The organism is Pseudomonas sp. SMN5, assembly GCF_052041925.1.
Taxonomy (GTDB): domain Bacteria; phylum Pseudomonadota; class Gammaproteobacteria; order Pseudomonadales; family Pseudomonadaceae; genus Aquipseudomonas.
Window position 1 is genome coordinate 38,232 of record NZ_JBKGGX010000009.1, and the last position, 13,790, is coordinate 52,021.

At 60.7% G+C, this 13,790-nt stretch carries 7 protein-coding genes; all 7 read right to left on the minus strand.

The features are described 5' to 3' along the window. Positions 1-154: 154 nt before the first annotated feature. Positions 155-3,352, minus strand: a complete 3,198-nt coding sequence (locus tag ACLEJR_RS11115; RefSeq protein ID WP_440813883.1) for a M10 family metallopeptidase C-terminal domain-containing protein — start codon at positions 3,350-3,352, stop codon at positions 155-157. Between the two features lie 122 nt (positions 3,353-3,474). Further along, complete coding sequence (locus tag ACLEJR_RS11120) at positions 3,475-4,782, minus strand: TolC family protein (RefSeq protein WP_440813886.1); 1,308 nt, start codon at positions 4,780-4,782, stop codon at positions 3,475-3,477. Position 4,783: 1 nt separating this feature from the next. Continuing rightward, a complete protein-coding gene (locus tag ACLEJR_RS11125; RefSeq protein WP_440813889.1) occupies positions 4,784-6,103 on the minus strand; it encodes an HlyD family type I secretion periplasmic adaptor subunit in 1,320 nt (439 codons plus the stop codon). Positions 6,104-6,122: 19 nt separating this feature from the next. After that, positions 6,123-7,838: a type I secretion system permease/ATPase gene (locus ACLEJR_RS11130; RefSeq protein ID WP_440813890.1), complete on the minus strand. Its 1,716-nt coding sequence runs from the start codon at positions 7,836-7,838 to the stop codon at positions 6,123-6,125. 283 nt (positions 7,839-8,121) lie between these two features. Then, positions 8,122-9,408, minus strand: a complete 1,287-nt coding sequence (gene fabF / locus ACLEJR_RS11135; RefSeq protein WP_440813893.1) for a beta-ketoacyl-ACP synthase II — start codon at positions 9,406-9,408, stop codon at positions 8,122-8,124. 52 nt (positions 9,409-9,460) lie between these two features. Further along, positions 9,461-12,541, minus strand: a complete 3,081-nt coding sequence (locus ACLEJR_RS11140; RefSeq protein WP_440813895.1) for an efflux RND transporter permease subunit — start codon at positions 12,539-12,541, stop codon at positions 9,461-9,463. Continuing rightward, on the minus strand, positions 12,538-13,647 hold the full coding sequence (locus ACLEJR_RS11145) for an efflux RND transporter periplasmic adaptor subunit (protein ID WP_440813897.1): 1,110 nt from the start codon (positions 13,645-13,647) through the stop codon (positions 12,538-12,540). The genes ACLEJR_RS11140 and ACLEJR_RS11145 overlap by 4 nt, the downstream gene beginning before the upstream one ends. Positions 13,648-13,790: the final 143 nt, after the last annotated feature.

A 13,790-nucleotide genomic window follows, 5' to 3' on the forward strand; every position in this document is an offset into this window, starting at 1 on the left:
TCGATTACTGGGTCCCAGGACGCACCATTAGGGTCGCTGTCTTTTGCAGCCGAACGTCAAGGCTTTGCCGGCAGCGTCAGCACTGCTAAACGCCTAAAGACCAAAACGCCGCTCAATGAGCGGCGCCTGGTTTACCCGTCTCAAGGTCGCCTTATCAGACAATCAGATCGCCGGCATTCAGGCTATTGACACCCACCAATTGGATTTCGAAATCCGCCCCCAGGTCGTCGTTGACGTTGCCGTAGAGTACGTGATCGACAAAACGCAGTTGGCCTGCCCCGGTGAATTCATTCGAATCGATGAAACTAAATCTGTCGATCAATGGCGTCTGGGCATCGGCGTCCAGTATCAGATGGATTTTATCGCCCTGAAGGCTGCTGAAATCGGAAATGGTATCGCTGGCGCTGCCCTTGCCCAACTCGTTCAACGCAGTGAACAGGAACCGGTCGGCGCCTAAGCCCCCTATGAGCAAGTCAGTGCCGATACCGCCCAGCAGGACATCATTGCCTGCACCGCCGTCGAGCCTGTCGTTTCCTGCTCCGGCATCCAGCACGTTGTTGCCGGTGTTACCGGTCAGCACGTTATTCAATGTATTACCAACGCCGTTGATAGCATCACCATCGGTCAGGATAAGATTTTCCAGATTGGCGCCCAGCACCCACGTCACCGACGAGCGCACCGTATCGATTTCAGTGGCCAGAGTGCTGGTTTCGCTGACCCTGTCCGTCAAGTCGTTCACCACGTAGACATCGTTGCCGGTGCCGCCAATCAGGATATCGCTACCCCCGACACCGTTCAGTACGTCGCTCCCCACCCCACCGCTCAGCACGTTATTGCCGGCGTTGCCGATCAACACGTTGTTCAAATCGTTGCCGGTGCCGTTGATGTTTCCTGCGCCGGCCAGCGTGAGGTTTTCCAAGTTGGCGCCCAGGCTCCAGCTGACAGAGGAAAGCACGCTATCGATCTCACTGGACTGAGCAGTGGTCTCGGTGATGATGTCCGAGACATTGTCGACCACGTAGGTGTCGTTGCCGGTGCCGCCGACCAACGTATCGATGCCGCTACCGCCGTCGAGCACGTTGTTGCCAGCGTTACCAACCAAGACGTTGTTCAAAGCGTTGCCGGTGCCGTTGATGAGGCCTGTTCCCAGGAGCGTCAGATTCTCCAGATTGGCGCCCAGGCTCCAGCTCACCGAAGCCTGGACCGTATCGATTTCACTGGCCACAGTGGTGGTTTCGCTGATGATGTCGGCGAGATTGTCGACCACATAGATGTCGTTGCCAACGCCACCGATCAAGGTGTCGGCGCCGCCGACGCCGTTCAGTATGTCGTTGCCTGCGCCACCGATCAGCACGTTGTTGGCGGCGTTACCGATCAGGACGTTGTTCAGGTCATTGCCGATGCCGTTGACTAGCGCAGCGCCGGTCAGCGTCAGATTTTCCAGGTTCGCCCCGAGACTCCAATTCACCGACGAGCGCACGGTATCGATTTCACTGACCAGCGTACTGGTCTCGCGGACGGCATCCAGCGCGTCATCGACTACATAAGTGTCATTGCCCGTGCCTCCAACCAGAGTGTCGTTGCCACCGACGCCGTTGAGAATGTCATTGCCAGCCCCGCCTTCAAGCACATTATTGGCGGAGTTGCCGATCAGCACATTGTTCAGGGCGTTGCCAATCCCGTTGATCAGACCCGCACCGGTCAACGTGAGATTTTCCAGATTGGCACCCAGGCTCCAGTTCACCGAGGAAAGCACCGTATCGACTTCACTGCCCAACGTGCTGGTCTCGATGACCGCATCCGCAAGACTGTCGACCACGTAGGTGTCGTTGCCGGTGCCACCGACCAGCCTGTCATTACCCGCCCCCCCGTTCAGGACGTTGTCGCCGGTATTGCCAGTCAGTTGGTTGTTCAAATCGTTGCCAATGGCGTTGATGGCGTTGGCCCCTGTCAACGTCAGGTTTTCCAGGTTCGCGCCCAGGCTCCAGCTCACCGAAGCGTGAACCGTATCGATTTCCCCGGCCAGGGTGCTGGTCTCACTGATGATATCGGCGAGGTTGTCAACCACGTAGGTGTCGTTGCCGGTGCCACCGATCAGCGTGTCGATCCCCCCAACGCCATTGAGAATGTCGTTGCCTGCGCCACCGCTGAGCACGTTATTGGCTGCGTTGCCGATCAGGATATTGTTCAGGTCGTTGCCGCTGCCATCGACGGGCGCTGCGCCGGTCAGCGTCAGGTTCTCCAGATTCGCGCCAAGGTTCCAGCTCACAGAGGAAATGACAGTGTCGATCTCGCTGGCCAGGGTACTGGTTTCGCTGACGGTGTCGCCCAGGTTGTCGACGACGTAAGTGTCGTTACCCGCCCCGCCGGTCATGGCGTCCGCGCCGCCAAGGCCGTTGAGCACGTTGGCCAGCCCATTGCCGATCAGCGTATCGTCGTTGTTCGAGCCGATCGCGTTTTCGATCTTGGCGCCGAAAGCTATCGCCAGCCCTTCGTTGAATGCCGTCTGTGTGGAGAAATCGGTGAACGCCTGACCGATCTTGCTGAACTGGCCTTCATTGAGGTTGATACGCACCACGCCGCTTTGGTTGCTCGCGTCGATCGTGTCAATGCCGCCTGCGTCCCAGATCGTCTCGAAAACCGATTGATTCGCCGACCAGCTATAGTTGTTATCGCCGGTCTGCCATTGAGTGTTGGCCCCGTAGAGACTCTGTATGGCCGCGATATCCAGGAGCATGGGCGTCGTCGGCTCGTAGGAATACGGCGTGTTGTAACTCATGATGGTGTTGCGCACGTCATCCAACTGTTCAGCGAGCACCGTGGAATTCGACAGGCTTGGGGAAAACGGGTGCTTGAGACCCAGGGCATGGCCGATCTCATGCATGAAAACCAGGTAGTCGTAAGTGCCCTTGACCGGATTCGGGTTGTCAGTCACGGGACCGAGCCAGACATCGCCGCCGCTTGGGGCGTTATCGGGAAAATAGCCCCAGGCGGCGGTATCGCTGTCCATGTCCAGGTAACCACCGAATCGAAGATCACCGACATTGGTCGAGGTCTCGCTGACCTGTGTGAACTTGATATTGGCAACCGATCCCCATTTTTCCACTGCGCTGATAATGCCGGTCTGCTGTGCCGGCGTCAGGATGTAGGCGGCGTCAGGTTCATCCGTATCGCTGTAGTTGATGTAGAAACGCGAGTTTTCGTTGATGAAGCTGTACGTCAAGGGCGTTGTGTACGTGCCGGTGGTCCAGGTATTGCCCAACCAGTAGGTGCCAAACAGCAAGCTGTCGATTTGCGCGTTCCCGGTCAGCGTGGCGGGCGAGGAGAATGAATAACCAATGGGACTGGGCATGAAAAGCTTCCTATTAACGAACTGTGGCCTTCCTGAATGCGGCCACTACAAAAGGGTTATTTTGCCTGAGAAACAACAACAGTGGCATCATTTAGCCATTATTTTATAGCCATGGACATGATCTAAGGCGCAACAAGCCATTCGTTGGTCCTTTGAATATCTCCCTCTCCCAATCTTCCGCTCCAGCGATGCAGCATGAGCAAACTGGTCACGAAACTGTACTGCGATTGGTAGAAATCACGCCGCGCGCGAAATTCGTCCTTGATGCTGTCCAGCACATCGACGGCATTCTTCAGGCCATACCCGAACGCCTTCTCCGTGGCCAGCCGCGACTTCTCGGCGGACTCCAGCGCTCGACGGGTTGCCTTGATTCGACTGAGCTCGGCGGACATACCGAGATAGGCCGTGCGAGTTTCCTTGATCACCTGACGCCGCAAGGCTTCCAGCTCCTGCTGGGCAGCATCCTTATCGCTTTGCGAAGCCGATACCCGGGCGCTGGCGGAGCCACCGCTGTAGAGCGGCACCTGAAAATCAAGGGACGCGATGAGGTTTTCCGAGCGCGGCGTCAACGTGCCTTCATAGCCGATATCGCTACGTTGTGCTGTAAGATTCAGGCCCAGCCGGGGCAGATGACCCGCCTGGGCTTCGCCGATAGCCGCTTCTGCGGCACGGACCCCATGCTCGCGGGCATGCAGGACCGGGTTGCTGTCGAGCGCCGCCTGCACCCAGTAATCCTGCGCTTGCGCCGGCAGGCTGAACGCCGGGTTTTCGCCGATGCGCTTCAAAGGCTCCCGGACATCACGCCCGACCAACTCGGAAATGGCTTCGCGACTGACCTGGACCTTATTGCTGGCCTCAATCTCGTCGGCCTTGAGCGCATCCACTCGAGCCTCCAGGTCAAGTGCATCGGTCACCGTTGCCATCTGGCGCGCATACAAGGCGTTGATGCGCTTGAGGTTACGCTCGGTCGCTTGCAGCTCACTGCGCACCAAGGCCAGTTCGTCTTCCGCTGCTAGAACGGCAAAATAGCGCTCTGACAGATCAATGCTTGCCTGCACCACGGTGTCAGCGGATTGATCGGCGCTTTGTCGGGCAAGCTCGACGTATCTCTGATAGCTGCGCCAGACCTGCGGGTTGTAAATCACCTGATTGAGGGCCATCGCCACGCGCTTGCCGTTGTACTCGGTACGACTCAGGTTATCGTCACGTTGGCTACGGTTAACGCTGCCGCTGGCGTTGAGCTGCGGCAGTAACTGACCAAAAGCGGCTCGTTCATTACTCTCACCGCTGCGGGTCAGGGCCTGGGCCCGCAGGATACGTGGATCGGCCCCTTGGGCCTCCTGGTGCAGCTGCCACAGGTCGATGTAGGTAGCGTCAGCCAAGGCCCCCAGCGGTACGGCGAGTAGACACATCGCGATCAGGAACTTCATGTCAGTCCTCGATCAGCGAACGGGCGAATGCGTTGCTCGCTGGCTGCATCAAGTACTGCAACAATGTGCGCTCTCCAGTATTGATCAGCACTTCGGCTGGCATTCCCGGCACCAGGGTCAGATTTCCCAGTGTCTTGCGTCCCTTCTCGGTCAAGGCTACGCGCGCCAGATAATAGGCAGTACCGGTGTTGTTGTTGATCAGGCGATCGGCCGAGATCTGCACCAGTTGCCCCTCGATGACCGGCGTAGTGCTGCTCTTGAACGCACTGAAACGAATGCCCGCCAGCTTGCCCGGCGCGATACGGTCGATGTCCAACGGCGAAACCTGCGCCTCGATGAGCAGCTCCTCGTTGGCCGGGACGATGTCCAGCAGCGCTGTGCCCGGACTCACCACCGCCCCCTGGGTGTGCACGGTCATGCCCATGATCATCCCCGATTCCGGAGCGAGGATATCCGTGCGCTGGTCGCGATCCTCCAAGGTGGCCAGGCGCTCGCGCAATTCATAGACCCTGGTTTGTGCATCGCCCAGCAGACCTGCGACTTCGCTGGCGAAATCTTTCCTCAGCTGCAGTATCTTCAACCGGGCCTCGTCGATATTCACCCGCGCTCGTGCACTTTCGGACTGGTTTGCGGCGATTTCCGCCTGCAAGCGAGCGAGATTGCGCTCCTGTTCACGCAGACGCTGTTTGTCCACGTAGCCTTCGGCCAACAGCGTACGCAGGTCAACGATCTCCTCCTGATATGAGGCCGCCAGCAACTGTTTGCTGGCGATAATAGCCTTGAGCCCGCGAAGCTGCTCCTCGATTTGCCCGATGGACTTTTCCAGCAGGCCAACCTCCCCCAGCAGCGAGGTCCGGCGGGCCTGGAAGATTCGCGTCTCGCTGTCACGAGCTTCGCGCACTCGCGGGTCGGCAGGATCCAGGGAAGCAACGACAGAGGGCTCGGGCAGTGCGTCACGCTCAGCCACTAGCCGGGCCTGCAACTCGAGCGCAGCGATCAGTTGGCTGCGCATGGCCTCCATTTCCGAACGGGCCTGGGTATTATCGAGAACCAGCAACACGTCGCCGGCTTTCACCCTATCCCCATCGCGCACGCGCAGTTCGCGCACGATGCCACCTTCAAAGTGTTGAACTGTCTTGCGATAGCTCTTGACCGTGACCACACCCGGCGCCAACGCCGCACTATCAAGCGGAGCCAGGGTCGCCCAGCCGCCGAACAAGCCAAAGGTCACAAGCAGCATGAGGTAACCGATGCGTCTTACAGGCACATCATTGATCGGCAATCCGGATATTTCGGCGGACGAGTAGTTGCTGTATTGCATAAAGTTGTAAACCCGCTTCCTACGGTTGGATCGCAGCAGTCTGGGATGCCGCCGACGTGACGCCCTGTAACCGTGCCAGGACCTTGTCGCGTGGCCCGAAGAGACTCGATTCGCCGTTATTGAAGACCAACAGTTTGTCGACCTGTGCCAGCACCCCGGATCGATGCGTAATGACAAACACCGTGGCCCGACTCTGCTTGAGTTTTTGCAATGCCAGGGCAAGCATCTTTTCCCCGGCGTCATCCAGATTGGAATTGGGCTCGTCAAGCACCACCAGGCGCGGCTCGCCGTACAGGGCCCGAGCCAGCCCGACGCGTTGACGCTGTCCACCGGACAACCCGCCGCCATTAGCACCGATCAGCGTGTCGTAGCCGTCGGGCAGTTGCAGGATCAACTCATGCACTCCGGCCATACGCGCAGCAGCAACCACCGCAGGCGCGTTTACTGGGCCGAAACGTGAAATATTCTGGCCGATGGTGCCCTCGAAGAGTTCGATATCCTGGGGCAGGTAGCCGATGTATTGGCCTAGTTCCTCGCGACGCCATTGGCTGATGTCCGCACCGTCCAGACGCACGCTACCGGCAAGGCTTGGCCAGATACCGAGCAACGCCCTGGCCATCGTCGATTTGCCGGAGCCGCTGGTCCCGATGATGCCTACCACTTCGCCTGGCGACACTTGGAAATCAACGCCGCGAATGATCGGCTTGCGACTGTTTGGAGCTCCCACCGAAAGCCCTTGGACGCGTACTGCCCCTTGCGGCGCGGGCAGCGGCATACGTGCAGGCTCTGCGGCAATCCGGACCAGCAATTCCTGCAGTCTGGCATATTGCGACCGCGCCCCTAGAAAGCCCTTCCAGACGCCGATCAACTGATCGATGGGCGCCAGTGCGCGCCCTAGCAAAATGGAGCCGGCAATCATCAGTCCGGACGAAATCTCATGCTGGATCGTCAGGTAAGCGCCCAAGCCCAGCACCAGGGACTGAAGGATTTGACGGAACGACTTGGACACTGCAGTGATGGTGCCGGCGCGGTCACTGGCCAGGCTTTGCAGGAACAGGACGTTATGGATCTGACCGTTCCAATGCCGACGCAGACTTGCAAGCATGCCCATGGACTCGACCACTTCGGCATTGCGCAGGCTTTTGTTGATAAACGTGGTGGCCGCCATTTGCTCACGGTTGGCAGCCTGCAGAGGTGCGTGGGTCAGTTTCTCGGTGGCAAAAGCCAGTGCTCCCAGCAACACGGCGCTGGCCACCCCCATCCAGCCGTACCAGGGATGGAAAACGAACATCACCGCCAGGTAGATGGGAATCCAGGGCGTATCAAAAAACGCAAACAGACCGTTGCCGGTCAGGAATTGGCGCAAAGCACTCAGATCACTCAACGGCTGGGCCGTGGCGTTCATACCACAGGAATGGAGTGCGTGTTTGAAACTGGCGTCGAACAGGCGTTGGCCCAATAACGTATCGAGGCGAGTGCTGACACGTACCATTATCCGCGAACGAACCCACTCCAGCCCGCCCATCGTAATCATCAACAGCAACATGATCAGCGTGAGCATCAACAACGTGGACGGGTTGGCGCTTCCTACCGCTCGGTCATAAACCTGCAGCATGTAAAACGATGGAACCAACATCAGCAGATTGATAAAGAAACTGAAAAAACCGACGGAGAAGAAACTGCCCTTGCATGCGACGAGGGCAGTTTCCAGTTCGGTCCTGGCGTGGGCTGACATGGATTCAATACCTGAGGTCCGACTGTTCAAACCTGATAAAACGTGAAAATACAGGCGCACGGTCGCCTTTGGTAACCTGAACGGGTACCTCATCCGGTCGCCCGCGTAATTAGGGATACCGCGCTGTATCGGCACGCTCGTTCGATTCTTGAGCGGTTTGGATTCGCTGCGGCACAGGCTCAATGACGAGGACGCAAGCTACTTCCTCCTCGTGCCGGTTGTAGCGAGACTGGCCGTGCCACCTATGGTCCTGAAATCCAAGTAATCGGATCAATTGCTCAAGTCATTGCTCCCAACGCCGAAACAGCACGCTGGCATTGACCCCACCAAACCCGAACCCATTCGACAGCGCATGGGTGATCGGCATCTTCCGAGCGTTCAACCCGACCAGATCGAGCCCGTCGGCGGCCTCATCGGGATTAAGTAGATTCAAGGTGGGCGGCACGACCTGGTCTCGCAGGGCCAGCACGGTGAAGATGGCTTCTATCCCTCCCGCCGCGCCCAGCAGGTGCCCGGTGGCGGATTTGGTCGACGTGATGGCAACGCCCGCGTCGCGTCCGAACACAGCACGAATCGCCGCCAGCTCGCCACTGTCGCCGACCTGGGTCGAGGTTGCATGGGCATTGATGTGCTGCACATCGGCCGGACTGACCGCGGCCTGGCGCAACGCCTGCTCCATGGCCCGCCGGGCGCCGTTGCCGTCTTCGGGGCCGGCCGTCAGGTGATACGCGTCGGCGCTGGTGCCGTAGCCGACCAGTTCCGCCAGAGGCTGGGCTCCTCGCGCCAGGGCGTGCTCCAGCGACTCGATCACCAACAACCCCGCGCCTTCGGCCATGACGAAACCGTCGCGGTCACGATCAAAGGGACGCGAGGCTTGCTGCGGGCGGTCGGCGAAACCGGTGGAAAGCGCCCGGGCTGCCGCGAAGCAACCCAGGGTCACGCGGTCGATGGCCGCCTCGGTGCCGCCGCAGACGGCGATGTCCGCCTCCCCGCTCCTGATCATCCGGGCCGCGTCGCCGATGGCCTGGACCCCAGCAGCGCAAGCGGTGACCGGCGCACCCAGCGGGCCTTTGAGGCCGTGGCGGATGGACACGTGCCCGGCCGCCATATTGGCAAGGAATGCCGGGGCCGAGAACGGTGACAGTCGACGCGGGCCCCGCGTGTCAGTAACGCGAATGGCGTCGGCAATCGCGCCAAAGCCCCCCACACCCGATGAAATGATCGTCGCGGTCCGCTCCTGCTCGGCGGTTTCAGTCGGATGCCAACCGGCCTGGTCCAGGGCCTCTTGTGCCGCCACTAGGGCGAACTCGATGAAGCGGTCCATTTTCTTGCGGTCCTTGGGCGCGATGAAGCGCTCCGGGTCGTAACCGGCCACGGCGTCCTCTTCCAGGGTCGGCACCTGGCCGCCGACCGCAACACCGGTACCCTCCGTGAACATTTCGGGCAGGCTGCGGATACCGGAACGGCCGGCCAGCAGCCGTTTCCAGACTTCCTCTACGCCACAACCCAGGGGGCCGACGATGCCGACGCCCGTGACTACGATGCGTGTGTGACCTGCTGAAATACTCATGGGAACCTCTTCATTTGCGTGGGCGCTCATTGGGCGGCAAGCGATCGATCGCTTATGCCGGCCTGACTGTTTCAGTGTGCACCGTCTTGACCGCACGGATCTTGAACCAGATGGAATACATGGCCGGCAGGAACACCAGTGTCATGATGGTCCCGACAAACGTGCCACCGATCAGGGTGTAGGCCAGCGTTCCCCAGAAGACCGAATGGGTCAGCGGAATAAACGCCAGGATTGCCGCCAGAGCCGTCAGCAGCACCGGGCGCGCCCGCTGCACCGTGGCTTCGATGACGGCATGGAACGGGTCCAGTCCTTCCTGCGCGTTCTGGTGGATCTGCCCGATCAGGATCAACGTGTTGCGCATCAAAATGCCTGACAGCGCGATCAGCCCGACCAGGGCGTTGATGCCAAACGGTTGATTGAAGATCAACAGCGTCGGCACCACGCCGATCAATCCCAGTGGCGCGGTGAAGAACACCATGAGCATGGCCGAGATCGAGCGCACCTGGACGATGATGATCAGCAGCGTCAGGGCAATCATGATCGGCACCAGCGGCACGATGGCTTTGCCCGCTTTGCCGGATTCCTCGATGGCCCCCGCCTGCTCGATCCGGTAACCGTCGGGCAGCGTGTCGATGACCGGTTGCAGTTGCTTGAAGATAGCGGTCGAGACATCCGGCGGTTGCAGGCCTTCGGCAATGTCGCCGCGCACGGTGATGGTCGGGGTCCGGTCACGGCGGCGCAGGATCGGATCCTCCATGCGCACGTCCACCTCACCGACCTGAGACAGCGGAATACGCTGGCCCGCCGCACCCACCAGGGTGAAGCCTTCGATCCGGGCCGGATCGAGGCGGATATCGCCAGCGGCGCGTCCCACCACCTGCACCGACCGGATGTCCTCGCGCACCGCCGTGATCGGCACCCCGGCCAGCAGGAATTGCAGCTGCTGGGCGACCGCGCGGGAGGTCAGCCCGACCGCCTGCAAGCGATCCTGGTCGAGGTTGAAATGCAGCGTCGGCGCCAGCGGGCCCCAGTCGGAGTTGACGGTTCTCATCATCGGGCTGGCTTGCATGACGTCCTGGACGCGAGCGGCGATTTCCCGCAGTTTCGACGGGTCAGGCCCCATCACACGGTAGGCCACCGGGAAGGGTGAGTACGGTCCGAAGACAATTTGCGTCGCCCTGACCCGGGCCTCTGGAGCAAGGCCTTCAGCCACTGCTTCGCGCAGACGGAACTTGAGGGCTTCGCGGGCCTCCTGGCTGTCGGTGAGCACCACGATCTTGGCGAACGATGGGTCCGGCAGTTCCGGCGCAATCGCCAGGAAGAAGCGCGGCGCGCCCTGCCCGATGTAGGCCGTGATGATTTTGGCTTCCGGCTGTTTTTGCAGCCACGCCTCGACCCTGGCGGTGGCGGCGCTGGTCTGCTCGATGGAAGTGCCATAGGGCATCTGTACTTCGATCATCACCTCGGGGCGGTCCGAGGTCGGGAAGAACTGTTTCTTTACCAGGCCCATGCCCAGGATGGCTACGACAAACAAGGTGATGACCGTGCCGGCCACCAGCCATTTGCGCGCGATCACCCGCGTCAGAATCCGCCGGAAACGGTTGTAGCACGGTGTGTCGTAGATAGCCGCATGCCCGCCTTCGACCTCCTTGATCTGCGGCAGCATCTTCACCCCCAGGTATGGGGTGAACGCCACCCCGACTACCCAGGAGGCGATCAGGGCGATGCCGACGATCCAGAACATGTTGCTGGTGTACTCACCGGCGGTGGATTGGGCGAAACCGTTGGGCATGAAGCCGATTGCCGTCACCAGCGTGCCGGACAGCATCGGGGCGGCCGTGTGGCTCCAGGCATACGCCGAGGCCTTGATCCGGTCGTAGCCCTCCTCCATTTTCACCACCATCATTTCGATGGCGATGATCGCATCGTCCACCAGCAGCCCGAGCGCCAGGATCAGCGAGCCCAGGGTGATCCGGTCAAAGTTCTTGCCGGTGGCCGCCATCACCACGAATACGATGGCCAGAGTCAGGGGTACAGCCGCCGCGACCACGATCCCGACGTGCCAGCCCATGCTGATGAAACACACGACCATCACCACCAGCAAGGCGACGAAGAACTTGACCATGAACTCGTCGACCGCCGAGTTGATGTTCACCGCCTGGTCAGTGACTTTGGTCAGCGTCATGCCCAGTGGCATGCCCTCATTGATTTTGCTGGTCTCTGCGTCCAGCGCCTTGCCCAGGTCCAGGCCGTTCCAACCCTCGCGCATGATCACGCCTAGCAACAGCGCCTCTTCACCGTTATTGCGCACCAGGAAGGTTGCCGGATCTTCATAACCGCGCTCAACCGTTGCCACGTCCGACAGCTTCAAGGTCCGGCCCTGGATCGCCAGCGGCGTGTCGCGGATTTTTTCCAACTTATCGAAAGCGCCATCCACCCGCAGGAAAACCTGCGGTCCGTTGGTCTCGATGGAACCGGCGGGCGTCAGCATGTTCTGGCCGTTCAGGGCGGCGAAGATGTCTTGAGGGGACACGCCCAACGTCGCCAACCGGTCGTGAGAAAAGGAAATGAAAATGCGCTCGGCCTGCTCGCCGATAATGTTGACCTTCTTCACCCCAGCCACGTGCAACAAGCGCTGGCGCAATGCCTCGGCGTCGCGCACCAGCAGGCGCTGCGGCTCGCCCTTGGCCTTGAGGGCGAAAAGCGCGAACGTGACGTCCGCGTATTCGTCATTGACCAGGGGCCCGATCACACCCGCCGGCAGCTTGGTGGCTTCGTCGTCAAGCTTCTTGCGCGCTTGATAAAACTCTTCCTGCACCTGTGAAGGCGGCGTTCGGTCCAGCAACGAGACCATGGTGAACGCCAGACCAGGGCGGGTATAGGTTTCCGAGCGGTCGTACCATTTCAATTCTTGCAGGCGTTTTTCCAAGGGCTCGGCGACCTGGTCCTGCATCTCCTGCGCCGTCGCGCCCGGCCAGGCAGTGATGACGGTCAGTTGCTTGACCGTGAACGGCGGATCCTCGGCGCGGCCCAACTTGAAGAAAGCCAGCGTCCCGGCGACAGCGATCAGAAAAATCAGAAACACCGTGATGGAGCGCTCACGCACCGCGAGGGCCGAAAGATTGAGGCTCATTGACGGCTCCCGGCGACCTTCACATCACTCTGGGAAAGCAACCTGACGGGCGCGCCTTCACGCAGCAGATGTGCGCCCAGACCAATGATCTGTTCGCCAACGTCGAGACGGCCTGTGACGCGCGCAGCGTCGTCGCTCAAGCCCAGCACCTGCACTGGACGCCAGGTGACTTTTGCCGGTTCGCCGTCGATGGCCCACACGCCGGTGCCGTTACCGGGGTCGTACAACGCAGCGATCGGCACCTGTACTACCTGGCCCTGGGTCGCGCCTTCGGCGATGCGCAGGGTGACGGTCGAACCCAATGGTGCGTTGGCGAGTGCGCCTTCGAGCACATAGCGCGCTTCAAAGGTGCGGGTCACCCGGTCAGCCGAATCAGACAGCAACCTCAGTTTCGCGGTGACGGCGCCGTTGGGGCTGCCGTACAGCGTCGCTTGCGCACCGGACCCGACGGCGGGCCGCAGGGTCTCGGGCAACTGCACGACGGCTTCGCGCTGCCCGGCTCGTGCCAGTCGAACCACCGGTTGGCCGGGGCTGACGACCTGACCCGGCTCGGCCAGCGTTTCCATCACCACACCGTCAGCGTCGGCGACAAGCAACGCGTAGCCCGACGCATTTCGGGCCACGTCGGCCTGCGCCTCGGCGGCGCTGAGTTGGGCCTTGGCGGTATCGGCGGCGGCTTTGATCTGGTCATAGCCCGACGCCGAAATCGCCCCGGCGGCCACCAACTCGCGATAGCGCGCTTCATCATCGGCGGTCTGCTTGGCCCGGGCGCGGGCGGCCGTGACCGCTTCTTGCTGGGCTCGCGCCTGTAAGCCCAGGTCGATTGGGTCCAGGCGCATCAAAGGCTGGCCTTTTTTTACGGTCTGGCCGGCATCGACCAATCGCTCCAACACTTTGCCGGAAACGCGAAAGCCCAGGTCACTCTGTACTCGCGCCGCCACGACGCCGGTAAAAGAGCGAGCGCTGGCGGACACCCCCTGCACTTGCGCGACCCTGACCAGAGGGGCGAGCGTACGGGGGTCGAGAGCGGTGGATGACTCCCCACACGCCGTCAGGACGAGAGGCAATACGCAAGCGGCAAGGTTGACAGGTCGGAGCCGGAGCATAGGTTCCCTTTAATGGTTAGAAGATTGGGAACTCATTTTTACGCTCGTGACCAATACTGTCAATGGTCACTGCTCGCAACTATATCTTCTTTCAGCGCCATCAATCGAGAGCGCCGGTAAACAAAGGGGAAACGGTTCGCAGG